This window comes from Pseudomonas sp. PDM25, from assembly GCF_019219045.1.
Classification (GTDB): Bacteria; Pseudomonadota; Gammaproteobacteria; order Pseudomonadales; family Pseudomonadaceae; genus Aquipseudomonas.
The window spans coordinates 92,270-115,675 of record NZ_JAHUWL010000017.1 but is presented as its reverse complement, the minus strand read 5'-3'; the positions used below and the strand labels follow the sequence as shown (position 1 = coordinate 115,675).

Sequence of the window (23,406 nt, the reverse complement as noted above, 5' to 3'; positions counted from 1 at the left end):
GATGACCATGAAAGCACTTGTTATCGCGACCCTGGCACTGCTCGGTTATGGCTCGGTCAACGCCGCAGAAATCGATAAAAACCTGATCAAACAAGGCGAGTACCTCGCTCGAGCAGGTGACTGCGTGGCCTGCCATACCGCCAAGGACGGCAAGCCGTTCGCCGGTGGCCTGCCGATGGAAACGCCGATCGGAACGATCTACTCCACCAATATCACGCCGGATAAAACCGGGCTGGGCAACTACAGCTTCGAAGAATTCGACAAGGCCGTGCGCCATGGCGTCGCCAAAAACGGTAGTACGTTGTACCCGGCCATGCCCTATCCGTCCTACGCCAGCGTCAACGAAACCGACATGAACGCCTTGTACGCCTACTTCATGCACGGCGTGGCGCCTGTCACTCAGGAGAACAAGGCCAGCGACATTCCCTGGCCTTTGAGCATGCGCTGGCCGCTTGCGGGTTGGCGCTGGATGTTTGCCCCGGCTGTGGCGGACTACAAAGCGGCACCCGGCGAAGATGCGGTGGTCAGCCGTGGGGCTTATCTGGTGGAAGGCCTCGGACATTGCGGCGCATGCCATACGCCACGTGCCCTGACCATGCAGGAAAAAGCCCTGAATGCAGGCGAAGGCAGCTCATTTCTGTCAGGCAGTGCGCCGCTTGAAGGCTGGATCGCGAAAAGTCTGCGCGGCGATCATAAAGACGGCCTCGGCAGCTGGAGCGAACAACAACTGGTGCAGTTCCTCAAGACCGGTCGCAGCGATCGCAGCGCGGTGTTTGGTGGCATGAGTGATGTGGTGACGCACAGCATGCAGTACATGACCGACAACGATCTGACCGCGATTGCCCGTTACCTCAAGTCCTTGCCGGCGAATGATTCCAATGATCAGCCGCACCAGTACGACAAACAGATCGCACAGGCGCTGTGGAACGGGGACGACAGCAAGCCCGGCGCTTCGGTGTACATCGACAACTGCGCGGCCTGTCACCGTACCGATGGCCATGGCTACACCAAAGTGTTCCCGGCGCTGGCGGGCAACCCGGTGTTGCAGTCGCAGGATCCGACGTCGCTGATTCACATCGTGCTCAAGGGCGGCACCTTGCCTGCGACTCACACGGCGCCGTCGACCTTCACGATGCCCGGGTTCGCGTGGCGCTTGTCGGATCAGCAAGTGGCGGATGTGGTGAGTTTCATTACCACTAGTTGGGGAAATAAAGGGGCCACTGTTAAAGCCAGTGATGTAATGGCGTTAAGGGAAGACGATATGAAAGCGATTTCAAATGATGACATTGGCCAAGTGACGACTCATTAAATAAAATAAAAAAGCGATATGGAAACTCCATACCGCTTTTTTAGGTTCAGCTACAACCTATTGCGCACTCAATATTTATCTACTGCATGCGTTCAATCGCGATTACGGTTTGACGATCTTCGAATAGGCACTCGCCAAGGCCAGCAGAACGGCCTTGTCTTGTGCGTCGATGTCACCATCACCGTCCACATCGGCAGGGGCGGTACCCATGGTGAAAGTCACGCCGCCGTCGTTCGATACGGCCTCGCGGGTGCTCGAGTCCAGCAGAGCATAAGTGACAGCACGGTTTTCCGGATCGTAACCCTCTTCCTTGAGTGCAAACTGCATGGAAACCCGAACTTCTTTTGGACTAACAACAGATGCGCGCATCAGTTGCAAAAAAATACCGCGCTGATTGTAATTCGACATTAATTAATTCCATTTAATAGTTGAACACGAGAACCTCGTGTGAGGTGGATATTACTAATAGCGCTTATAACTATGCCAGTCGCTATATGTATCTCATGGTGACGAACACTTTAACCAGTCGGTAGAAATACAAAGAACCAGGCTTTTTTTAGAATTAACAGGCGCCGAACGGCACTGGCCGAATATGTCGAGGTTCTATACTGTACATACATACAGCCAAAGGACCTTGTCGATGCCTACTCCCCTGCCACCTCGCGGCCGCGGCACCGCCACCAACCCGCACAACCGTTTCGCGCCGAATCGCTCGGTGGCCGAGGATGACGGCTGGTATCAGGAAGCGCCGATCACCCAGGGCACCGAGGTGCGCATTGAAACGGCGAAAACCATCATCACTCGCAACAACTCGCCGGACTTGCCCTTCGATCGCTCGATCAATCCCTATCGCGGCTGCGAGCACGGTTGCATCTATTGCTACGCGCGGCCCAGCCACGCTTATTGGGACATGTCGCCAGGGCTGGATTTCGAGACCAAACTGATCGCCAAGACCAACGCCGCCGATGTGCTGGAAGAACAACTGTCCAAGCGCGGCTATCAATGTGCGCCGATCAATCTGGGCTCCAATACCGACCCTTATCAGCCGATCGAGCGCGAACACAAAATCACCCGCAAAACCCTCGAAGTGCTGCTGCGTTATCGCCATCCGGTGACCATCATTACCAAGGGCTCGCTGATTCTTCGGGATCTGGACCTGCTGGCCGAACTCGCCGAGCAAAGGCTGGTGGCGGTGATGATCAGCCTTACCACCCTGGACGACGAACTCAAACGCATCCTCGAACCGCGCGCCGCGGCACCCAAGGCTCGGTTGCGGGCGATCCGCGTGATGCGTGAAGCGGGAATTCCGGTGGGTGTTCTGTGCTCGCCGATGATTCCGATGATCAACGACAGCGAACTCGAAAGCCTGCTCACCGAAGCTCACGCCGCGGGGGCGCAAAGTGCGGCCTACATGATGCTGCGCCTGCCGCTGGAAGTGGCGCCGCTGTTCGAAGAATGGCTGGCGGCCCACTATCCTCAGCGTGCCGCGCATGTGTTGAGCCTGATTCGTCAGAGCCGTGGTGGCGAGCTCTATGACAGTCGCTTCGGTGCCAGGATGCGTGGCGAAGGGCCGTTTGCCGATCTGCTGGCGCAACGATTTGCCAAAACCATCAAACGCCTGGGGCTCAATCGTCGGGAAGGTTTCAATCTGGACTGCGAAGCCTTCTGTCCGCCAGGTCGCCAAATGTCGTTGATTTGAGGACAATTGGCCTATGGTTGAGTAGGGTGAAATGCACTTTGCCACTACGCCAGTCACGTTTTTTGTGACCTGGAACACACGTTCTAGAGCGTTTTATTCAGTTTGAGTTAAGTTTCGGCCGCTACCTTGTTCATCGAGTGACTGATGGGTCGAGATTCTCGGCCTGGATGTTTTTTAAACAGCCACTGGCTTCACACCGGACAAAACGGGAAAATTCCCTGACTCCGCCAAAGAGGATGAATCATGAGTGACAAGGATAAACAGTCGTTGGCTGCGTCGGCTTCAGCCCAACCGGAGGCGGAAACCGCCGATGCAGCGCTGCAGCATATCGTTGACGGCTTTTTGCATTTTCATCACGAGGTTTTTCCACAGCAGGAAGAACTCTTCAAAAAACTCGCCACGGCCCAGAGCCCCAGAGCGATGTTCATCGCCTGCGCCGATTCGCGCATCGTTCCTGAGCTGATCACCCAAAGCGCCCCCGGCGACCTGTTCGTGACCCGTAACGTCGGCAACGTTGTGCCACCTTATGGGCAAATGAACGGCGGTGTTTCCACGGCAATCGAATACGCCGTTCTGGCCCTCGGCGTGCAACACATCATCATTTGCGGGCACTCCGACTGTGGCGCGATGCGCGCAGTGCTCAACCCGCAAAGCCTGGAAAAAATGCCGACGGTCAAAGCCTGGTTGCGTCATGCCGAAGTGGCAAAAACCATGGTCCAGGAAAACTGCCATTGCGCTGACGAAAACGAAAGCATGCACGTCCTCACCGAGGAGAATGTGATCGCCCAGCTGCAACATTTGCGCACGCACCCGTCGGTAGCCTCGCGCATGGCCAATGGTCAGTTGTTTATCCATGGTTGGATCTACAACATCGAAACCAGCGAAATCAGAGCTTACGACGCGGACAAGGGTTGTTTCCTGCCGCTCGATGGCAGCCATCCGATTCCGGTGGCGACGCCTAAAGCGCGCTTCTAAATCCTCCTAAATCCCTGTGTGGTTTAGCCGAGGCTGCCGATCAGGCAGCCTGGCTTTACCACGCCTGAAGAAAACTTCGGGAGAGTCACCATGCGTGCTGCTCAACTTAAAGCTGTTCTGCCACGGGAGCTGCTGGCATCCGTGGTTGTGTTTCTCGTCGCCCTGCCCTTGTGCATGGGCATCGCCATCGCCTCGGGGCTGCCGCCATCCAAAGGCTTGATCACCGGGATCATCGGTGGCCTGGTGGTGGGCTGGATTGCCGGTTCGCCGCTGCAAGTCAGCGGCCCGGCAGCCGGTTTGGCTGTTCTGGTGTTCGAACTGGTGCGCCAGCATGGTATCGACATGCTCGGACCCATCCTGCTGCTGGCCGGTTTTCTGCAACTGGTGGCCGGGCGTTTGAAGCTGGGCTGCTGGTTCCGGGTAACGGCGCCAGCGGTGGTCTACGGCATGCTCGCCGGGATTGGCGTGCTGATCGTTTTGTCACAGGTGCATGTGATGCTCGACGCCGTGCCCAAGCCTTCCGGGCTGGATAACCTGGCAGCCTTCCCGGCTGCCGTCGTGCAGGCCTTGCCCTCCTTCGGTTGGCAAGCCGGGTTGCTTGGGCTGTCGACAATTGCGGTGATGTGGCTGTGGGAGAAATTCCGCCCCCATTCCCTGCGCTTCGTACCCGGCGCACTGCTTGGGGTAGGCCTGGCGACCGTCGCCAGCCTGGTGCTCGCGTTGCAGGTCAAACGAGTAGAAGTCCCGGCCAACCTGGCGGAAGCCATCGACTGGCTGAAACCCGCCGACTTGCTCAACCTGGCTGACCCGACGTTGCTCATTGCCGCGTTTGCCGTGGCGTTTATCGCCAGCGCCGAAACCCTGCTCTCGGCCGCCGCGGTGGACCGCATGCACAGCGGCCAGCGTTCAGACTTCGACCGGGAATTGTCGGCTCAAGGCGTCGGCAACATGCTCTGCGGTCTGCTCGGCGCGCTGCCAATGACCGGCGTGATCGTGCGCAGTTCAGCCAACGTCCAGGCCGGCGCCACCACACGAATGTCGACGATCTTCCACGGCCTTTGGCTTCTGGCTTTCGTGTTGCTGCTGTCCAGCGTGCTGCAAAGCATTCCGGTGGCGAGCCTGGCGGGCGTTCTGGTTTACACCGGTTTCAAACTGGTCGACCTCAAGGCCTTCCGCGGTCTGGGCCGTTATGGGCGGATGCCGATGTTCACTTACGCGGCAACAGCCCTGGCGATCATCTTCACCGACCTGCTGACCGGCGTGCTGATCGGCTTCGGCCTGACCTTGGCCAAACTGGCCTGGAAGGCTTCGCGGCTGAAAATCAGCCTGATCGATCTGCCCAAGGACGGCGAAATGGAATTGCGATTGATAGGTGCAGCGACCTTTCTCAAAGTGCCGGCGCTGACCCAGGTGCTGGGGACCATTCCGGCAGGCGCGACGGTGCATGTGCCGCTCAATAACCTGAGCTACATCGATCACTCGTGTCTGGAGTTGCTGGAGGAATGGGGGCGGGCCAATGCGGCCAAGGGATCAAAACTGTTGATTGAAGCGCGGGGGTTGAAGCGCAGGCTGGAAGGCCGATTGCGGACCACTACCGGCGTAGGTTCAGCCGCGTAGATAACAATGTGGGAGCGGGCTTGCTCGCGAAAGTGGCGTGTCAGTCAACATCAATGTTGAATGATTGACCGCTTTCGCGAGCAAGCCCGCTCCCACAGGGGATTGTGTTGATCAATGGATCAAGCCGCTGGCTGATCCAGCTCCAGGCCGACGCCCAGTTGGCGCGACAGGCACGGCCAGCGCTTCCATGCAGCGCCGGTGTCCGGGCTGTTGAGTTTCTCGCGGTAGGCTTCCACCGATTCCAGCGCGAAACTGTCTTCGTTGAGCATCTCGTCCACGGCGTGATGCACCGCCTCATCCAGTTGATTGGCGAACTCCTCGCCGATCAGTTGGTGGGCAATCAGGTTGGCAACAGTCATGTCCAAGGGGATCAGTGGCTGGCCAAAATGCTTGATGTACAGGTCATTGACCTCTTCGACCAGGCGATGCGCCAGATAGGCTTCGTCCAGCAGGCTGTCCAGACCAACGTGACCGGCCATGATCGCCGGCGGCTGAAGGAAGAACTGCACGGCGATTTTCAGCACCGGTGTGATCTGTGATTCGATACCCGCTTCCCTGGCGACTTCATTGGCTGCATCCAGCAGGTCCGGCACTTGCTCTATATACGCGGCCACAAAACGCGTCATCACGCCGTTGGCGTCGACATCCGGCAATTGGATGGCGGAGTGAAGGTGTGGCAGTTGGGTTTCCAGCTGACGAGTCAGCAGGCCGGTTTCGGCTTCGTGTTGTTGGGCTTTTTGGATCTGCTCGCGCAATGCGGCGGTGTTCATGAAAACTCCAGGAAACAAAGGCAATGAAATAGGGAAGACATAACTTAGCTGGCATACGAAAAATGCTAAGACGCATTTGTCATAATTATTTCATCCTTGAGACATCAAAGTTATATCGGTTTGCCACCACTCGTCTGCATCCTTCTCCATTCGTGCCCTGGAACGCAAGTCCCAGCTGTTTCAGATCATTTACGCCATCACGTTGCGAGGTGGCAGTCGCTGTCTATACTCGGGTGGGAATGGAGTTAGCTGATGACACCCGACTGCACACGCAGCAAGGCTCGGCGATTCAAGTTCGTAGTCTGAAAAAGCCGCTCCCTTGCCGCAGGTGAAAGCCGGCGGGATAAAAAGAACGATAAGGGGAACCCGCAATGATGCGACATCCACACGTCTGGATGGGCCTCCTGTTGTGGTCGATTTTCAGTCAGGCACAAGCGGCCTGGACTGTGAATATGGCGCCTGGAGCGACTGAAATCAGTCACGCAGTATTTGACCTGCACATGACCATTTTCTGGATCTGTGTAGTGATCGGCATCATCGTCTTCGGCGCCATGTTCTGGTCGATGATTCTCCACCGCCGCTCGACCGGGCAGGTGGCCGCAAAATTTCATGAAAGCACCACCGTTGAAATCCTCTGGACCATCGTGCCCTTCCTGATCCTGGTGGCCATGGCGGTTCCCGCGACCGCAACCCTGATCAAAATGTACGACGCCAGTGAGCCGGATATCGATATCCAGGTCACCGGCTATCAGTGGAAGTGGCACTACAAATACCTGGGCCAGGACGTTGAGTTCTTCAGCAACCTGACCACGCCCGCCGATCAGATCCACAACAAGGAAGCCAAGAGCGAGCACTACTTGCTTGAGGTCGATAAGCCTTTGGTGCTGCCGATCGGCGCCAAGGTGCGCTTCCTGGTGACTTCCGCCGACGTCATCCACTCTTGGTGGGTGCCGGCCTTTGCGGTCAAGCGCGATGCGATTCCGGGGTTCGTCAACGAAGCCTGGACCCGCGTCGACAAGCCCGGCATCTACCGCGGTCAATGCGCCGAATTGTGCGGCAAGGATCACGGCTTCATGCCGATCGTAGTCGAGGTCAAGGAAAAGGCCGATTACGAAAAATGGCTGGCCGAACGTAAAGCCGAAGCCATGCAGCTTAAAGAGCTGACCAGCAAGGAATGGACCCTCGACGAGCTCAAAGAGCGCGGCGACAAGATCTATCACACCACCTGCGTCGCCTGTCACCAGGCCGAAGGTCAGGGCCTGCCACCGATGTTCCCGGCGCTCAAGGGCTCGAAAATCGCTACCGGCCCCAAAGAAGGCCACCTGAGTCTTGTCTTCCACGGCAAGCCTGGCACCGCGATGGCGGCGTTCGGCAAGCAGCTCTCGGAAGTCGACATCGCGGCAGTCGTGACCTACGAACGTAACGCCTGGGGCAACAACAAAGGCGACATGGTCACGCCTAAAGAAGTGCTGGAGCTGAAACAGGCGGAAAGCAAATGACCCGGTCTATTGCGCACGTAAGGAATCAGTCGGGGCATCACGCCCCGGCCTGCCCAGCCCATCTGTTTGCAGGAGACAGGACATGACTGCTGTCGTCGATGACCATGTTCATACCGGCACCGCCCACGCCCACGGCCCCGCCAAAGGCCTGATGCGCTGGGTGCTGACCACCAACCACAAGGATATCGGCACGCTGTACCTGTGGTTCGCGTTCTCCATGTTCTTGCTCGGCGGCTCGTTCGCGATGGTGATTCGTGCCGAGTTGTTCCAGCCGGGGCTGCAAATCGTCCAGCCGGAGTTCTTCAACCAGATGACCACCATGCACGGTCTGGTGATGGTCTTCGGTGCGGTGATGCCGGCCTTTGTCGGCCTCGCCAACTGGATGATCCCGTTGATGATCGGCGCGCCGGACATGGCCCTGCCACGGATGAACAACTTCAGCTTCTGGCTATTGCCGGCGGCGTTCATCCTGCTGGTATCGACCCTGTTCACCCCCGGCGGTGGACCGAACTTCGGCTGGACGTTCTACGCCCCGCTGTCGACGACCTACGCACCGGAAAGCGTGACCTTCTTTATCTTCGCCATCCACTTGATGGGGATCAGCTCGATCATGGGCGCGATCAACGTGATCGCCACCATTCTCAACCTGCGCGCCCCCGGCATGACGTTGATGAAAATGCCGCTGTTCGTCTGGACCTGGCTGATTACCGCGTTCCTGCTGATCGCGGTGATGCCGGTACTGGCCGGTTGCGTGACGATGATGCTGATGGACATCCACTTCGGCACCAGCTTCTTCAGTGCCGCCGGTGGTGGTGACCCGGTGTTGTTCCAGCACGTGTTCTGGTTCTTCGGTCACCCCGAGGTGTACATCATGATTCTGCCGGCCTTCGGTGCCGTCAGCTCGATCATTCCGGCCTTCTCACGCAAGCCGCTGTTCGGCTACACCTCGATGGTCTATGCGACGGCGAGTATCGCGTTCCTGTCGTTCATCGTCTGGGCGCACCACATGTTCGTGGTCGGCATTCCGTTGGTGGGCGAGCTGTTCTTCATGTACGCCACGCTGCTGATCGCGGTGCCGACCGGGGTCAAGGTGTTCAACTGGGCCAGCACCATGTGGCAAGGATCGCTGACCTTCGAGACACCGATGCTGTTTGCGGTGGCGTTCGTGATCCTGTTTTCCATCGGCGGTTTCTCCGGGTTGATGCTGGCCATCGCCCCGGCGGACTTCCAGTACCAGGACACCTACTTTGTGGTCGCGCACTTCCACTATGTACTGGTACCGGGGGCGATCTTCGGGATCTTCGCGTCGGCCTACTTCTGGCTGCCGAAATGGACTGGCCACATGTACGACGAAACCCTCGGCAAGCTGCACTTCTGGCTCTCGTTCATCGGCATGAACATGGCGTTCTTCCCGATGCACTTCGTGGGGCTGGCGGGCATGCCGCGGCGGATTCCCGACTACAACCTGCAATTCGCCGACTTCAACATGGTGTCGTCAATCGGTGCGTTCATGTTCGGCGCCACGCAGATCTTCTTCCTGTTCATCGTGATCAAGACCATCCGTGGTGGCCCACCCGCACCGGCCAAACCGTGGGATGGGGCCGAAGGCCTGGAATGGAGCGTTCCGTCACCGGCGCCGTATCACACCTTCACCACGCCGCCGGAAGTGAAATGAAACGCTTGGCCCCTGTGGGAGCGGGCTTGCTCGCGAAGAACGATAACGCAGTTTGTCTGACGGACCGCAGCGTCTGCTTCGCGAGCAAGCCCGCTCCCACAGGGGTTTGCACAGAGGTTAAGCACCATGGCTGATTCGATTTCTTTGAAGAAGCTGGTCACGCGCCTGTTGCTGGTGGTGGTGGCGATGTTTGTCTTCGGGTTTGCCCTGGTGCCGATCTACGACGTGATGTGCAAGGCGTTCGGCATCAACGGCAAGACCGGCGGGCAGTACGAGGGCGAACAAACGGTCGACACCTCGCGGCAGGTTCGCGTGCAGTTTCTGTCGACCAATTCCGCCGACATGTCCTGGGATTTCTACCCCAAGGGCGATGAACTGGTGGCGAATCCGGGGGCGGTGAACGAGATGATTTTCATTGCCCATAACCCGACCGACAAACCGATGAGCGCGCAAGCAGTTCCGAGCATCGCGCCCAGCGCCGCGGCGGCGTACTTCCACAAGACCGAATGTTTCTGCTTTACCCAGCAAGTGCTGCAGCCCGGTCAACGGATCGAGATGCCGGTACGTTTCATCGTTGACCGTGACATGCCCAAGGATGTGAAGCACCTGACGCTTTCCTACACGCTGTTCGATATCACCGCACGTCATCCACCCGCGGCTGTTGCTGCAAACACCGGTGGCTAGGCGTTAAAGCGTGCCCGATAAGGAGAACAATAAATGGCAACTCATGAACATTATTACGTTCCGGCACAGAGCAAATGGCCGATCATTGCCACGGTCGGAATGTTCGTCACCGTGTTCGGCCTGGCCACCTGGTTCAACGACCTGAAGGCGGCGCGGCCGGAGTCCCACGGCCCGCTGATCTTTTTCGTCGGTGGCCTGCTGCTGGCCTACATGCTGTTCGGCTGGTTCGGTACGGTGATCAAGGAAAGCCGCCAGGGGTTGTACAGCGCACAGATGGATCGCTCGTTCCGCTGGGGTATGAGCTGGTTCATCTTCTCGGAGGTGATGTTTTTCATCGCGTTCTTCGGCGCGCTGTTTTATGTGAGAAACATTTCCGGCCCGGCGCTCGGGGGTGAAGGGGTCAAAGGCATCGCGCACATGCTCTGGCCGAACTTCCAGTTCGCCTGGCCATTGCTGCATACCCCTGACCCGAAACTCTTTCCGCCACCCAAGGAAGTCATCAGCCCTTGGGGCCTGCCGCTGCTCAACACAGTGTTGTTGGTGAGTTCCAGCGTCACCGTGACCATCGCTCACCACGCCTTGAAAAAGGGCCATCGCGGCGCGCTGAAAATCTGGCTGGCGCTCACCGTGTTACTGGGCTGCGCGTTCCTTGGTTTTCAGGCCGAAGAATACATGCACGCCTACCACGAACTGGGCCTGACGCTCGGTTCGGGCATCTACGGCGCAACCTTCTTCATGCTCACCGGCTTCCACGGCGCCCACGTGACCATCGGCACCATCATCCTGTTTGTGATGTTGATGCGGATCATGCGCGGGCACTTCGACGCCGATCATCAGTTCGCGTTTGAAGCGGCGAGTTGGTACTGGCACTTCGTGGACGTGGTGTGGATCGGTCTGTTCGTTTTCGTCTACGTGCTCTGAGGCTTACCAAGGTACGTGCGACACCAACTGGCCGCTGAAAAAACCCCAGGCAATCAAGCCGACGGTAATGGCGGCCAGCGCAACACGAACACTCAAGGCAATGACGAGGCGGTTCGAGCTGCTGTCGTCCTTGACCAAAAAAAACAGGCCGCTGAACAGGCTGACAACCGTGGCAATCAGCATCAGGACGATGGCTGCTTTGAGCATGGTGAAACTCCGGGGGAAAGGCGATGCACTTGAGTATAGCTATCGCGACTACCGACTTTCTGGCGACGCCATGAAGCGTTTCCGGCCGGGCATCGTGCCGACCCTGGTGGTCGCGGTGTTGTTGCCCATGCTGGTATCACTCGGGTTCTGGCAATTGAGCCGGGGCGCAGAGAAAAGCGCGCTGCTGCAAAGCTACACCGAGCGCCGTGCCGCTGAACCGATGGCCAGCACCGAGCTGCAACACAGCGCAGATCCGGCCTTTCGCCGGGTTCACCTGCACGGCCAGTTCGATACCGCCCACAGCCTGTTGCTGGATAACCGTCAGCGTGGCGGCAAGGTAGGCGTCGAGCTGCTGCAACCGTTTCAGGATCAGGCAACCGGGCTCTGGCTGCTGGTCAATCGCGGCTGGCTGCCGTGGCCGGATCGCCGCACCCCACCGCAATTCACCACACCGACTCAGGCCTTGAGTCTCGTTGCCTGGGTCTACGTCTCCCCCGGCGCCACCTTCCAGTTGCACGCCGACCCGAATACCGCCACGTGGCCACAACTGGTTACCGCAGTTGAACCCGCCAAGCTCTGGACGGCACTGGATCGCGAAGGTTTTGCCTACGAATTACGCGCAGAAAGCGGTCCCGCGACTTATCAGGCTGACTGGCCGGTAGTCGCCATGGGACCGGAAAAACACCTGGCTTATGCCGTGCAGTGGTTCGCCATGTCGATCGCCCTGTTCGGCCTCTATCTCTATCTCGGCTGGCACAACGCAAAGGAGAAACACCATGGGAGCGGCCATGAATCCACCCAGCATGTCTGAGGCGAAATCGCCGGCGAGTCGGCGCAAGGGTCGTTTGCAGTTGCTGCTGATCCTGCTTGGGGTGATCGGTCCGATGATCCTCGCCACCGGCATGTACAAATTGCAGTTCTGGGTGCCGGAAGGTCGCAGCTATCACGGCGAACTGATCGGCAACGGCCAGACCCGCGCCGACCTCGGCGTGCAGGCGCAGGAGGATCGTTGGCAAATACTGGTGACCGCGCCCAAGGATTGTTCGGTGGACTGCCAGCAACTGGTGTACCTGGCGCGGCAGATCCAGATCGGCCTCGGCCGTGATGCCGGGCGCGCCAGTCATGCCTTGGCCGTAGCGCAACCGCTGAGCAGCGAATACGACGCCAAGCTGACGCGCGAGTATCCTCAATTACAGCGCTACCCACTGAGCCTGACCGACTTCCATAAAACTGCCGGCGACCAGGCTGTGCCGCAGCTTTGGATCATCGATCCGCATGGCAATCTGGTGCTGCGCTACGACCCGACGGTGAAAGGTAAGGATCTGCTCAACGACCTGCGCCATTTGCTGAAACTGTCGAACATCGGATAAGGGCATCGTCATGGCCAAACCTGGATTTCGCCTCGCGCTGTTTGCCACCTTGCTGGCACTGATTGTGGTGTTGCTCGGCGCCTACACCCGCCTGACTCACGCCGGCCTCGGCTGCCCGGACTGGCCGGGTTGCTATGGCTTTATCAGCGTGCCCAAAAGCGAAGTTCAATTGGCCCATGCCGAACTGCATTTTCCCGACGCTCCCGTCGAAGCCCATAAAGGCTGGAACGAGATGGTTCACCGCTACTTCGCTGGCACGCTGGGGCTGCTGATCTCGGTATTGGCCGGCCGCGCCTGGGTTCATCGTCGTCATCCAGGGCAGCCGGTGAAGTTACCGTTGTTTTTGCTGGCAGTGGTGATTGCCCAAGCGGCATTCGGCATGTGGACGGTGACGCTCAAGCTCTGGCCACAAGTGGTCACCGGGCATTTGCTCGGCGGCTTTGCGACGTTGAGCCTGTTGTTTCTGCTGACGTTGCGCCTGTCCGGCGTACTACCAGCGCTGACCGTGCCACGGCGTTTGCAGTACTGGGCGACCGCCGGGTTGCTGCTGGTGATCCTGCAAATTGCCTTGGGTGGCTGGGTCAGTTCCAACTACGCGGCGGTGGCCTGTATCGACTTCCCGACCTGTCACGGTCAATGGCTGCCGCCCGCGGACTTCGCCAACGGTTTTCACCTGACTCAACACATCGGCCCCAATTACCTCGGCGGGCAACTGGACAGCGATGCCCGCACCGCGATTCATCTGACTCACCGCATCGGCGCATTGCTGGTGACGCTGGTGTTGCTCGGGCTGGCGTGGCAACTGAAAGTCGTCGGCATGACGCGGTTGGCCGGGCTGGTGCTGATCGCACTCGCCGCGCAAATCACCCTCGGCATCAGCAATGTGCTGTTTCACCTGCCGCTGCCAGTGGCCGTCGCGCATAACGCGGGCGGCGCGGCACTGTTGCTGACGATGGTGCTGGTCAATTATCACGCGCGAACCAGTCTGGTTCGGGTCAAGCAGCAACCCCCTGCGCGCTGGCGGTTCAGTCTGCGCAAACACTCAGCCGGGCCCATAACAATAAAAGGAGAGATGCCATGGCGACTCTGATCGGCGCACGTCACAGTCAGGCGATCTGGCGTGACTACCTGGAGCTGACCAAGCCGAAAGTGGTGGTGCTGATGCTCATCACCTCGCTGGTCGGCATGTTCCTCGCGACTCGCGCCGGGGTGCCGTGGACGGTGCTGGTGTTCGGCAATCTGGGGATCGCCTTGTGTGCCGGTGGTGCGGCGGCGGTCAACCATGTCGTGGACCGGCGCATCGATGCGGTCATGGCCCGCACGCACAAACGTCCCCTGGCCGAAGGTCGAGTGTCGCCTGCGGCCGCGCTGACGTTTGCCTTGGTATTGGCGGTGCTTGGGCAAGCCGTACTGCTGGCCTTCACCAATCCGCTCACGGCCTGGCTGACCCTGGCCTCGCTGCTCGGCTATGCGGTGGTCTACACCGGTTTCCTGAAACGCGCGACGCCACAAAACATCGTCATCGGCGGACTGGCCGGTGCCGCCCCGCCGCTGCTCGGCTGGACCGCTGCCACCGGCCACGTCAGCGCCGAACCCCTGTTGCTGGTGCTGATCATCTTCGCCTGGACACCGCCGCACTTCTGGGCGCTGGCCATTCACCGCAAAGAGGAATACGCCAAGGCCGATATTCCGATGCTGCCGGTGACCCATGGCGAGCACTACACCAAGGTCCACATCCTGCTTTATACCTTCGCGCTGCTGGCCGTGAGCCTGATGCCGTACGTGATCCACATGAGCGGTGTGCTCTACCTGATTTGCGCGCTGGGACTTGGCGCGAGGTTTCTGCAATGGGCCGTGGTGCTGTACCGTGGCACTCGGCCGCACGCGGCGATCAACACCTTCAAGTACTCTATTTACTACTTGTTCCTGCTGTTTATCGCGCTGCTCGTAGATCACTACTTACTGTTGAACCTATGACTCGAACCCAGAAAACCGTCTTCATCCTCGTCGCCCTGATCGCGCTGGTCCTGGGCCTGACCATCAACAAAGTGCTGTCCGGCAAAGGCCAGGGCGACCCGACAGCCCTGATCGATGCCGGGATCATTCTGCTACCGCAAAGCCGCAACCTGCCGGCCGTGACAATGACCGATCAGGACGGCAAGCCAGTGGCGATCAACGAGTTGAAAGACAAATGGTCGCTGCTATTTTTCGGCTACACCTTCTGCCCCGACATCTGCCCGACCACCCTCGCCCAGCTGCGCCAGATCAAAAGCGAACTGCCGCCAGAAGCGGTGGCCAAGTTGCAGATCATTCTGGTCAGCGTCGACCCGAATCGCGATACGCCCCAGCAGCTCAAGCAGTACCTGGGCTACTTCGATCCGCAGTTCCAGGGGCTGACGGCGTCGTCGGTTGAAGACATTCAGAAACTGGCCAATGCGGTGAGCATTCCGTTCATTCCGGCGGACACCAGCAAGCCGAACTACACCGTCGACCACAGCGGCAACCTGGCGGTGATCGGGCCGGACGGGACCCAGCGTGGGTTCATTCGTGCGCCGTTGAACAACGTGAAACTGGTGGCGCAGTTGCCGGTGATGCTTACCCGTAAATAACCAACACAACACCCTGTGGGAGCGGGCTTGCTCGCGAAGAGGCCATAACATCCAACATCAATGTTGACTGTTGCACCTCTTTCGCGAGCAAGCCCGCTCCCACAGGTACGGTGTTTCAGGCATAAAAAATGGGGCGCCCAATGCGCCCCATTTTTCGTTACAGCAATAGATCAGAACGCCGGCAATACCGCACCTTTGTACTTCTCGAGGATGAAGGCTTTCACTTCCGGGCTGTGCAAGGCAGCAATCAGCTTCTTCATCGCTTCGCTGTCCTTGTCGTCTGGACGGGCAACGAGAATGTTCACGTAAGGCGAGTCGCTGCCTTCGATGACCAGCGCGTCCTTGGACGGATCAAGCTTGGCTTCCAGCGCGTAGTTGGTGTTGATCAGTGCCAGGTCGACCTGGGTCAGCACGCGCGGGATGGTCGCGGCTTCCAGTTCACGGAATTTCAGGTCCTTGGTGTTCTCGGTGATGTCCTTGACGGTCGCGAGGATGTTGTTCGAATCCTTCAACTTGATCAGGCCAGCCTTCGCCAGCAGCAACAGCGCACGACCGCCGTTGGTGGCGTCATTCGGGATAACCACGTTGGCGCCGCCTGGCAGCTCGGTCAGTGCTTTGTACTTGCTGGAGTAAGCACCCAGCGGTTCCAGGTGCACACCGGCAACGGCCACCAGGTTGGTGCCCTTGGCCTTGTTGAATTCATCGAGGTACGGCTGGTGCTGGAAGAAGTTGGCGTCCAGACGTTTTTCCGCGACCTGCACGTTCGGCTGGATGTAGTCGGTGAAGACTTTGACCTTCAGGTCCACGCCTTCTTTGGCCAGGGCCGGTTTCACGAATTCGAGGATTTCTGCGTGCGGAACCGGGGTAGCCGCGACGGTCAGGGTTTCATCGGCCTGAGCAGAGAACGCTGCAACGGCTGCGAGCGCTACGAGTAGTTTTTTCATTCAGCTAACTCCTTGTGGGCGCCCGTTTGGCGCCTACCAGCGAATGGCCGGCTCATGTCTTGTTTACGAGAACTGTTTATTTTCTGGAGAAGTGTACGACCAGCTTGTCGCCAACCATTTGCAGAACCTGCACCAGCACCAGCAACAGCACCACAGTGACGATCATCACATCGGTCTGGAAACGCTGGTAGCCGAAACGGATCGCCAGGTCGCCCAACCCACCGGCACCGACTACACCGGCCATCGCCGTGTAGGACACCAGTGTAATAGCCGTCACCGTAATCGCCGCGTAAATGCCCGGACGGGCCTCTGGCAGCAAGGCGTTGAGGATGATCTGCTTGGTGGTCGCGCCCATGGCCTGGGTTGCTTCAATGATGCCGCGATCCACCTCACGCAGAGCGGTTTCCACAAGTCGCCCGAAAAACGGCGTGGCGCCCACCACCAGCGGCGGAATCGCACCGGCGACGCCGAGCGAAGTGCCGGTGATCAGCACGGTGAACGGGATCATCACGATCAGCAGGATGATGAAGGGCAGCGAGCGCAGGATGTTCACCATCAGCGACATCAGACCATAGGCCACGCGGTTTTCAAGCAACTGGCGCGGGCTGCACAGGAACAACAGCACCCCCAGCGGCAGGCCGAGCAGGATGGTGAACAGCAGCGAACCACCGAGCATCTGCATCGTGTCGCTGGTGGCCAGGCCGATTTCCGCCCAATCGATGTTTTTGAAGAACTCTTTAGCCGCTTCGATAAATGCGTCGTACGATTCCATCAGCGCAGCACCTCCATGTGGACGTCAGCTGCAGTGAAGTGGGCGAACGCCGCTTCCATGTCGCCACCGGTAACGGCCAGGGTCAATTGCCCGTAGGGCACATCTTTGATGCGGTCGATACGACCGGCCAGGATGCTGTAGTCCACGCCCGTTTCGCGAGCGACGGTGCCCAGCAGCGGTGCGTAGGTCGATTCGCCCTGGAAGGTCAGACGCACGATGCGCCCTGGAACGTGAGCGAAGTCGTCGCGCTGTTCGCTTTCGTCGATCTGCTCGTCTTCTTGCACGAAGCGTTTGGTGGTCGGGTGCTTCGGATGCAGGAACACCTCGGCCACCGAACCTTGCTCGACGATCAAGCCAGCGTCCATCACCGCGACCTGGTCGCAGACCCGGCGGATCACGTCCATCTCGTGGGTGATCAACACGATGGTCAACTTCAGCTCGCGATTGATCTCGGCCAGCAATTGCAGGACCGACGCGGTGGTCTGCGGGTCCAGTGCGCTGGTGGCTTCGTCGCACAACAGGATTTTCGGCTTGGTGGCCAGGGCGCGGGCAATGCCGACACGCTGCTTCTGGCCACCGGACAACTGCGCCGGGTACTTCCTGGCGTGGTCGGACAGGCCGACCCGCTGCAGCAATTCGGCCACACGCCGGTCAATCTCACTGCGCGACAGTTCACCGGCCAGGGTCAGCGGCAGCGCGACGTTGTCGGCCACGGTCTTGGACGCCAGCAAGTTGAAGTGCTGGAAAATCATCCCGACCTGCTGACGGAAGCGCCGCAGGCTGTTGGCGTCAAGCGCGGTAACTTCTTCGCCGTCGACAAATATCTTGCCGCCACTGGACTCTTCCAGGCGATTGATCAGACGCAGCAGGGTACTTTTTCCCGCACCGGAATGGCCAATCAGACCAAAGACCTGACCGTTCTCAATCGTCAGACTGGTCGGATGCAGGGCGGGAATATCCTTACCGGCGACGCGGTAGGTTTTGTGGACGTTTTGAAACTCGATCACGTAGCGAACCTTGTGGGGCGCGTTGGAAAAGGATCAGCGGTTAGCCGGGCGCGCATTTTAGCCTGTCCGTATAGAGGTTATTAGCATTTATTCCGCATTCAACCTTCCATTTGGCAATAACGCGATCAAAGGTTAGAAAAAAGGAACGGCGCAAAACGTCATCAGTCACTAATTAGGCAACTCGAAACGCCCCCGGTCCGTGCCTGGGGTATTGCTCAAGAGTCCTGGCTACGGCGGGAGTCGCAACGAGGAGTTTTGTCTGATGAGTACTAAGAAACCTGCCGCAACCAAAAGCGCACTGGCCGGGACCGATACCCCGGACCGCGGGAACACCAATGCCAAGCTCGACAGCCTGGAGCAGTTTCGCTCCGACGCCACTGAACAGGCCCTGCGCACCAACCAGGGCGTGAAAGTCTCGGACAACCAGAACACGTTGAAGGCCGGCGCCCGCGGGCCATCGTTGCTGGAAGATTTCATCATGCGTGAAAAAATCACGCATTTTGACCATGAACGCATTCCCGAGCGAATCGTCCATGCCCGTGGCACAGGTGCTCACGGCTATTTCCAGAGCTATGAAACCCATTCCGTGCTTACCAAAGCCGGGTTCCTACAAGACCCCAGCCAAAAAACCCCGGTCTTCGCCCGTTTCTCCACGGTGCAGGGCCCTCGTGGGTCGGGCGATACCGTGCGGGACGTGCGAGGTTTCGCGGTGAAGTTTTTCACCGACGAAGGCAACTTCGACCTGGTGGGCAACAACATGCCGGTGTTTTTCATTCAGGATGCGATCAAGTTTCCTGACTTCGTGCACGCGGTGAAACCCGAGCCGCACAATGAGATACCCACCGGCGGTTCAGCTCACGATACCTTTTGGGATTTTGTCTCTCTGGTACCGGAGTCGGCGCACATGGTGATCTGGACCATGTCCGACCGGGCGATCCCGAAAAGCCTGCGCAGCATGCAAGGCTTCGGCGTGCATACCTTCCGCCTGATCAATGCCGAAGGTAAATCGCGCTTCGTCAAATTCCACTGGCGCCCCACGGCCGGGACCTGTTCGCTGGTATGGGATGAAGCGCAAAAACTCGCCGGTAAAGACACAGATTACCACCGCCGCGATCTCTGGGAGTCGATCGAGATGGGCGACTACCCGGAATGGGAACTGGGTGTACAGATCATCGAGGAGGAGAACGAACATACATTCGACTTCGACATCCTCGACCCGACCAAGCTGATTCCGGAAGAGCTGGTGCCGATCACCCCGCTGGGCAAAATGACCCTCAACCGTAACCCCGACAACTTCTTCGCCGAAACCGAACAGGTCGCCTTCTGCCCTGGGCATATCGTGCCGGGGATCGACTTTTCCAACGATCCATTGCTGCAAGGCCGGCTGTTTTCCTACACCGATACGCAGATCAGCCGACTCGGTGGGCCGAACTTTCACGAGATCCCGATCAACCGCCCGGTGGCACCGTTCCACAACGGTCAACGGGATGCGCTGCATCGCACCACCCTCGACAAGGGCCGCGCGTCCTACGAGCCGAACTCCATTGATAGCGGCTGGCCAAAAGAAACGCCGCCGGCAGCCCAGGATGGCGGCTTCGAAAGTTATCCAGAGCGCATCGACGCCAACAAGATCCGTCAGCGCAGCGAATCCTTCAGCGACCACTTCTCCCAGGCGCGGCTGTTTTTCCACAGTATGAGCAAGCACGAGCAGGAGCACATCATCTCGGCTTACAGCTTTGAATTGGGCAAGGTTGAGCGGGCGTTCATCCGCGCACGCCAGGTGAATGAGATTCTGGCCAACATCGATCTGGAACTGGCCAAGCGCGTGGCGCAGAACCTGGGGTTGCCAGTGCCCAAAGCCGGGACGGTCGACGTACGCAAAACCTCACTGGATCGCTCGCCCGCGCTGAGTCAGGCCAACTTGCTGCCGGCGGATATCAAAACCCGCAAAGTGGCAATCCTGGCAGCCAATGGCGTCGATGGCTCAGCGATTGATGCCATGAAGAAAGCGCTGAAGGCCGAAGGCGCGCACGCCAAACTGCTCGGCCCGACGTCTGCTCCGGTGACAACCGCCGATGGCAAGGCATTGCCGGTCGATGCGTCGATGGAAGGCTTGCCTTCGGTGGCGTTCGATGCGGTGTTTGTGCCCGGTGGCGCGGCATCGATCAAGGCGTTGAGCACTGACGGCGTGGCGCAGCATTACGTGCTGGAGGCGTACAAACACTTGAAGGCGATTGCGCTGCAGGGCGAGGCCAAACAGTTGCTGGATGTGTTGAAACTCGAGGCTGATGCGGGGTTGATCGTGGGGGCGGATGCGAAGTTGATCAAACCGTTTTTTGCCGCGATCGGGCAGCATCGGGTGTGGGACAGGGAGCCTAAGGCCAAGGCGATTCCGGCCTGAAGTTTTGTATCGATGGCAAGGACGCCTTCGCGAGCAAGCCCGCTCCCACAGTTGACCGGGTTGCTCAAAAGAACGCGGTCAACTGTGGGAGCGGGCTTGCTCCGGGCGGCGTTCCGACGAAGCTTTTAGGGTTTACGCGGACTCAAAACCATCTGCGCAGGAACGTTACGCAGAATCTGCTTCTCCAGATTCAGGTCAAAATCCGAATCGAGCTTCTTCACGCGCTTGGTCAGCAACGTGGTCAACCAAGGGAAGTCCTGGGTGCGTGGCGCCTGAATGCTCACGTCGCACTGGTAATTCACCACATCGGCGGCGATCGCATCCAGTTGGCGACGAAGCTTGGTCATATCAGTCAGGTTCAACGCAACTGTGGTGCTTTCAGCCGTCGGATCGATGACTTTGGCCTGTGGCTTGGCTTCGGCAGCCATGAGCGCCGCTTCGGCTCTATCCAGTTCAGCTTTGCGGGCATCAACGATGGCGTTGTTGACCCCACCGGTCAGCGCCGGAGCCTTGGGCATCAACGACCGGGCGCGGCTCAGCGCAGTGGCAGCGGCATTCACATCGCCTTTTTGCAGCACGATCTGGCTGCGGCGCAGATAGGCTTCGGCCAGTTGCCGCTGGTATTGCTCAAGGGATTGATCATTGGGCGACTCGGCCTGCAAGGCAGCCAGTTGATCTTCGGCAGTCGCCAGTTCGCCGCTGGCCAGGCTTTGTTGCAGCTGTGCGATGGCCGTGGCCCGTGTACCGGTAGCCTCGGGGGCCGCCGGTGGCGTGCTTTGACAAGCGCCCAGTAGCAACGAAAATGCGACAAGGAGCAGATAACGGGAGGGGAACAGCTTCATTCCTGCGACTCTCTATTTGCGCAAAAAACGAGCAAGTCTACACCCCTCGACGGGGCAGGACAAAACTCAGCAGAAACAGTGCGGCGGCCGTCACGACAATCGATGGGCCCGCCGGGGTGTCCTTGAACCACGACAACGCCAGCCCGCCACAGACCGCGAGCATACCCAGCAGGCTCGCGCCCAGTGCCATCTGCTCCGGTGACCGGGCGTGACGTTGTGCCGCAGCCGCCGGGATGATCAGCAAGGACGTAATCAGCAACACACCGACGATTTTCATCGCCACTGCGATCACCACGGCGATCAGCAACATCAGGGTCAAGCGCAACGCCGCCACCGGCAGACCTTCAACCCTGGCCAATTCTTCATGCACCGTGATTGCCAGCAATGGCCGCCACAACGTCACCAGCAAGGCCAGAACGCCCGCGCTGCCGCCGAGTATCCAGGCCAGATCGGTCGGGCTGATCGCCAGCAAGTCGCCGAACAGATAAGCCATCAGGTCGATCCGCACTTCGTGCATGAAGCTTAGTACGACCAAACCCAAAGAGAGCGTGCTCGGTGCGAGAATTCCCAAAAGCGTGTCAGACGCCAGCGGTTGGCGCTGTTGCAAGGTCACCAGCAACACCGCCAACAGCAGACAGCCTACGGTGACCGCAACGGTCGGACTGACATCCAGCAGAAAACCCAGCGCCACGCCGAGCAGCGCGGCATGGGAAAGGGTGTCGCCGAAATAGGCCATGCGCCGCCAGACCACGAACGAACCCAGCGGGCCCGCAACCAACGCCAGGGCCAGACCTGCAAGCAGGGCGTAGAGCAGAAAATCAGCCATGCTTGCAGCTATCTCCGTGAACGTGGGTAGGGGCCGACGGGGCGGCGTTGACCACCGAGCCATGCAAGTCATGGGCGTGGTCGTGATGGTGGTGATAAATCGCCAGGCTTTGTGCGTTCTTTCCGAACAGCTCGACGAAAGCCGGATCACCGCTGACCTGCTCGGGATGCCCGGAGCAGCAAACGTGACGGTTGAGACAGACCACCTGGTCGGTGGTGCTCATCACCAGGTGCAGATCGTGGGACACCATCAACACGCCGCAGCCGTGACGGTCGCGCAATCGTGTGATCAAGCTGTAGAGCTCGGCCTGACCGGCCACATCGACGCCTTGCACAGGTTCATCGAGTACCAACAATTCCGGCTCGCGCAGCAATGCCCGGGCCAGCAGCACCCGCTGCATTTCGCCTCCGGAAACACTTTGCACCGGGCTGTCGATCACCTGTTCGGCGCCGACTTCCTTGAGTGCCGACAAGGCCATGGCGCGGTCCACGCCCGGCACCAGACGCAAGAAGCGCAGCACCGACAGCGGCAGCGTCGGATCGACGTGAAGTTTTTGCGGCATGTAACCGACCCGCAGTTTCGGCTTGCGCCACACGCTGCCGCTGTCCGGTTTCAACAGACCGAGTACAGCGCGCACCAGCGTGGTCTTGCCGGCGCCGTTAGGGCCGATCAGGGTGACGATCTGCCCCGGCTCGACACTCAGTTCGATGTTATCCAGCACGTTTTGCCCGGCAAAGGTGACAGCAACCTGCTCGAGGCGGATCAGCGCGTTGCTCATCAAACCCCCTGGCAACCCGAGCAGAGGCCGACCACTTCGACGGTCTGGCCTTCGACGACAAATCCGACATCCTTGGCGCTACTGATGACCGCGTCACTGATGGATTTCTGTTCAAGCTCGATGGCGGCGTGGCATTCGCGGCAAATCAGGAACTGGCCCTGGTGGGCGTGCCCCGGGTGATTGCAGCCGACGAAGGCGTTCAGCGAGGAGATGCGGTGTACAAGGCCGTTTTCCAGCAGGAAGTCCAGCGCACGGTACACGGTCGGCGGCGCCGCACGGCGGCCGTCCTGCTCGCTGAGCACCGCGAGAATGTCGTAGGCGCCCAACGGCTTGTGGCTTTGCCAGACCAGTTCCAGCACCCGCCGGCGCAAGGCGGTCAGCCGCAAGCCTTGACGTGCGCACAGAGCATCGGCCTCAGACAATGCGCTATGCACGCAATGAGAGTGGTCGTGGGGACGGCTGGCAATCGGTGTTTTAGGCATGAGCGGCGACGAGTTTTGT

Annotated in this window: 24 protein-coding genes; 14 read left to right on the top strand and 10 right to left on the bottom strand. The window is 59.3% G+C overall.

The genetic code is table 11. The annotated features are described in order from the left end of the window. The first annotated feature begins 7 nt into the window (after positions 1 to 7). Positions 8 to 1,309: a cytochrome c gene (locus KW848_RS26135; protein WP_218538498.1), complete on the top strand. Its 1,302-nt coding sequence runs from the start codon at positions 8 to 10 to the stop codon at positions 1,307 to 1,309. 102 nt (positions 1,310 to 1,411) lie between these two features. Here the strand turns inward: KW848_RS26135 and KW848_RS26130 are convergent, their stop codons facing one another. Continuing rightward, positions 1,412 to 1,717: a hypothetical protein gene (locus tag KW848_RS26130; protein WP_111448113.1), complete on the bottom strand. Its 306-nt coding sequence runs from the start codon at positions 1,715 to 1,717 to the stop codon at positions 1,412 to 1,414. A 232-nt stretch (positions 1,718 to 1,949) separates the two neighbouring features. Here KW848_RS26130 and KW848_RS26125 point away from each other — a divergent pair, with 232 nt between their 5' ends. The 3 genes from KW848_RS26125 to KW848_RS26115 all read left to right on the top strand — a co-directional run bounded on the left by KW848_RS26125 (position 1,950) and on the right by KW848_RS26115 (position 5,600). Continuing rightward, positions 1,950 to 3,008: a PA0069 family radical SAM protein gene (locus tag KW848_RS26125; RefSeq protein WP_111448114.1), complete on the top strand. Its 1,059-nt coding sequence runs from the start codon at positions 1,950 to 1,952 to the stop codon at positions 3,006 to 3,008. Between the two features lie 243 nt (positions 3,009 to 3,251). After that, on the top strand, positions 3,252 to 3,983 hold the full coding sequence (locus KW848_RS26120) for a carbonic anhydrase (protein WP_111448115.1): 732 nt from the start codon (positions 3,252 to 3,254) through the stop codon (positions 3,981 to 3,983). 90 nt (positions 3,984 to 4,073) lie between these two features. Then, positions 4,074 to 5,600: a SulP family inorganic anion transporter gene (locus KW848_RS26115; RefSeq protein ID WP_218538497.1), complete on the top strand. Its 1,527-nt coding sequence runs from the start codon at positions 4,074 to 4,076 to the stop codon at positions 5,598 to 5,600. A gap of 119 nt (positions 5,601 to 5,719) precedes the next feature. Here the strand turns inward: KW848_RS26115 and KW848_RS26110 are convergent, their stop codons facing one another. Further along, complete coding sequence (locus tag KW848_RS26110) at positions 5,720 to 6,370, bottom strand: hypothetical protein (RefSeq protein WP_111448117.1); 651 nt, start codon at positions 6,368 to 6,370, stop codon at positions 5,720 to 5,722. Between the two features lie 371 nt (positions 6,371 to 6,741). On the opposite strand from KW848_RS26110, the gene coxB reads away from it, so the two are divergent. The 4 genes from coxB to KW848_RS26090 all read left to right on the top strand — a co-directional run bounded on the left by coxB (position 6,742) and on the right by KW848_RS26090 (position 11,149). Continuing rightward, positions 6,742 to 7,869 (top strand): cytochrome c oxidase subunit II, encoded by a 1,128-nt coding sequence (coxB, locus tag KW848_RS26105; protein ID WP_111448118.1) that lies wholly within the window; start codon positions 6,742 to 6,744, stop codon positions 7,867 to 7,869. A gap of 82 nt (positions 7,870 to 7,951) precedes the next feature. Further along, positions 7,952 to 9,544, top strand: a complete 1,593-nt coding sequence (ctaD, locus tag KW848_RS26100) for a cytochrome c oxidase subunit I (protein WP_111448119.1) — start codon at positions 7,952 to 7,954, stop codon at positions 9,542 to 9,544. A 126-nt stretch (positions 9,545 to 9,670) separates the two neighbouring features. Continuing rightward, complete coding sequence (locus KW848_RS26095) at positions 9,671 to 10,228, top strand: cytochrome c oxidase assembly protein (protein ID WP_140676036.1); 558 nt, start codon at positions 9,671 to 9,673, stop codon at positions 10,226 to 10,228. Positions 10,229 to 10,261: 33 nt separating this feature from the next. Beyond that, a complete protein-coding gene (locus KW848_RS26090; RefSeq protein WP_008152473.1) occupies positions 10,262 to 11,149 on the top strand; it encodes a cytochrome c oxidase subunit 3 in 888 nt (295 codons plus the stop codon). Between the two features lie 3 nt (positions 11,150 to 11,152). Here the strand turns inward: KW848_RS26090 and KW848_RS26085 are convergent, their stop codons facing one another. Beyond that, the gene (locus KW848_RS26085) at positions 11,153 to 11,356 is read right to left on the bottom strand and encodes a twin transmembrane helix small protein (protein ID WP_008152470.1); all 204 of its coding nucleotides are present in this window, start codon (positions 11,354 to 11,356) and stop codon (positions 11,153 to 11,155) included. 70 nt (positions 11,357 to 11,426) lie between these two features. Between KW848_RS26085 and KW848_RS26080 the strand changes: the two genes are divergently transcribed. From KW848_RS26080 to KW848_RS26060, 5 genes are read left to right on the top strand one after another with little or no spacing between them, the layout of a single operon-like run. After that, positions 11,427 to 12,167, top strand: a complete 741-nt coding sequence (locus KW848_RS26080; protein ID WP_192408678.1) for an SURF1 family protein — start codon at positions 11,427 to 11,429, stop codon at positions 12,165 to 12,167. After that, positions 12,133 to 12,726 (top strand): hypothetical protein, encoded by a 594-nt coding sequence (locus tag KW848_RS26075; protein ID WP_134098241.1) that lies wholly within the window; start codon positions 12,133 to 12,135, stop codon positions 12,724 to 12,726. Before KW848_RS26080 ends, KW848_RS26075 begins: the two co-directional genes overlap by 35 nt. 10 nt (positions 12,727 to 12,736) lie before the next feature. After that, positions 12,737 to 13,816 (top strand): heme A synthase, encoded by a 1,080-nt coding sequence (locus tag KW848_RS26070; RefSeq protein ID WP_218538496.1) that lies wholly within the window; start codon positions 12,737 to 12,739, stop codon positions 13,814 to 13,816. Next, positions 13,804 to 14,703, top strand: a complete 900-nt coding sequence (cyoE, locus tag KW848_RS26065) for a heme o synthase (protein ID WP_140676021.1) — start codon at positions 13,804 to 13,806, stop codon at positions 14,701 to 14,703. Before KW848_RS26070 ends, cyoE begins: the two co-directional genes overlap by 13 nt. Further along, positions 14,700 to 15,335 carry an SCO family protein gene (locus tag KW848_RS26060; protein ID WP_111448124.1) on the top strand — a complete coding sequence of 212 codons (636 nt, stop codon included), beginning with the start codon at positions 14,700 to 14,702 and terminating at the stop codon, positions 15,333 to 15,335. Before cyoE ends, KW848_RS26060 begins: the two co-directional genes overlap by 4 nt. A gap of 170 nt (positions 15,336 to 15,505) precedes the next feature. Here the strand turns inward: KW848_RS26060 and KW848_RS26055 are convergent, their stop codons facing one another. The 3 genes from KW848_RS26055 to KW848_RS26045 all read right to left on the bottom strand — a co-directional run bounded on the left by KW848_RS26055 (position 15,506) and on the right by KW848_RS26045 (position 18,058). Further along, positions 15,506 to 16,279, bottom strand: a complete 774-nt coding sequence (locus KW848_RS26055) for a MetQ/NlpA family ABC transporter substrate-binding protein (RefSeq protein WP_111448125.1) — start codon at positions 16,277 to 16,279, stop codon at positions 15,506 to 15,508. Positions 16,280 to 16,355: 76 nt separating this feature from the next. Further along, positions 16,356 to 17,051 (bottom strand): methionine ABC transporter permease, encoded by a 696-nt coding sequence (locus KW848_RS26050; protein WP_008152458.1) that lies wholly within the window; start codon positions 17,049 to 17,051, stop codon positions 16,356 to 16,358. Then, complete coding sequence (locus KW848_RS26045; RefSeq protein ID WP_218538495.1) at positions 17,051 to 18,058, bottom strand: methionine ABC transporter ATP-binding protein; 1,008 nt, start codon at positions 18,056 to 18,058, stop codon at positions 17,051 to 17,053. The genes KW848_RS26050 and KW848_RS26045 overlap by 1 nt, the downstream gene beginning before the upstream one ends. 262 nt (positions 18,059 to 18,320) lie before the next feature. Between KW848_RS26045 and katE the strand changes: the two genes are divergently transcribed. Then, on the top strand, positions 18,321 to 20,459 hold the full coding sequence (gene katE / locus KW848_RS26040) for a catalase HPII (protein ID WP_218538494.1): 2,139 nt from the start codon (positions 18,321 to 18,323) through the stop codon (positions 20,457 to 20,459). A 125-nt stretch (positions 20,460 to 20,584) separates the two neighbouring features. Here katE and KW848_RS26035 read toward each other — a convergent pair whose 3' ends face one another. Genes KW848_RS26035 through zur form a run of 4 tightly spaced genes read right to left on the bottom strand, consistent with a single transcriptional unit; the run spans position 20,585 to position 23,387 of the window. Then, positions 20,585 to 21,301, bottom strand: a complete 717-nt coding sequence (locus KW848_RS26035; protein WP_111448128.1) for a PA5502 family lipoprotein — start codon at positions 21,299 to 21,301, stop codon at positions 20,585 to 20,587. A 37-nt stretch (positions 21,302 to 21,338) separates the two neighbouring features. Then, positions 21,339 to 22,127, bottom strand: a complete 789-nt coding sequence (gene znuB, locus KW848_RS26030; protein ID WP_008155991.1) for a zinc ABC transporter permease subunit ZnuB — start codon at positions 22,125 to 22,127, stop codon at positions 21,339 to 21,341. After that, positions 22,120 to 22,905 (bottom strand): zinc ABC transporter ATP-binding protein ZnuC, encoded by a 786-nt coding sequence (gene znuC, locus KW848_RS26025; protein WP_111448129.1) that lies wholly within the window; start codon positions 22,903 to 22,905, stop codon positions 22,120 to 22,122. Before znuC ends, znuB begins: the two co-directional genes overlap by 8 nt. Then, a complete protein-coding gene (zur, locus tag KW848_RS26020) occupies positions 22,905 to 23,387 on the bottom strand; it encodes a zinc uptake transcriptional repressor Zur (RefSeq protein WP_111448130.1) in 483 nt (160 codons plus the stop codon). Before zur ends, znuC begins: the two co-directional genes overlap by 1 nt. Between the last annotated feature and the right edge of the window lie 19 nt (positions 23,388 to 23,406).